At 49.2% G+C, this 252-nt stretch carries 3 tRNA genes; all 3 read left to right on the top strand.

Annotation, left to right across the window (positions count from 1 at the left end):
* The first annotated feature begins 9 nt into the window (after window positions 1-9).
* The 3 genes from ACLUWI_RS10515 to ACLUWI_RS10505 all read left to right on the top strand — a co-directional run bounded on the left by ACLUWI_RS10515 (window position 10) and on the right by ACLUWI_RS10505 (window position 243).
* Window positions 10-81 (top strand) — tRNA-Glu (locus tag ACLUWI_RS10515).
* 5 nt (window positions 82-86) lie between these two features.
* Window positions 87-159 (top strand) — tRNA-Val (locus ACLUWI_RS10510).
* Between the two features lie 12 nt (window positions 160-171).
* Window positions 172-243, top strand: a tRNA-Gln gene (locus ACLUWI_RS10505).
* Window positions 244-252: the final 9 nt, after the last annotated feature.

The raw sequence follows: 252 nt of genomic DNA, 5'->3' as shown, positions 1-252 counted from the left end.
TGCTGATATGACCCATTAGTCAAGCGGTTAAGACACCAGCCTTTCACGCTGGTATCGTGGGTTCGAATCCCGCATGGGTCATTGTTGGAGGATTAGCTCAGTTGGGAGAGCATCTGCCTTACAAGCAGAGGGTCACAGGTTCGAGCCCTGTATCCTCCATTTGATAAATATTGGGCTATAGCCAAGTGGTAAGGCAACGGTTTTTGGTACCGTCATGCGCTGGTTCGAACCCAGCTAGCCCAATTATTATTC

Source organism: Limosilactobacillus mucosae (genome assembly GCF_046939755.1).
GTDB classification, from domain to species: Bacteria; Bacillota; Bacilli; order Lactobacillales; family Lactobacillaceae; genus Limosilactobacillus; species Limosilactobacillus mucosae_A.
The sequence above is the reverse complement of the archived record's forward strand: the minus strand, read 5'-3'. Positions and strand labels throughout refer to the sequence as shown.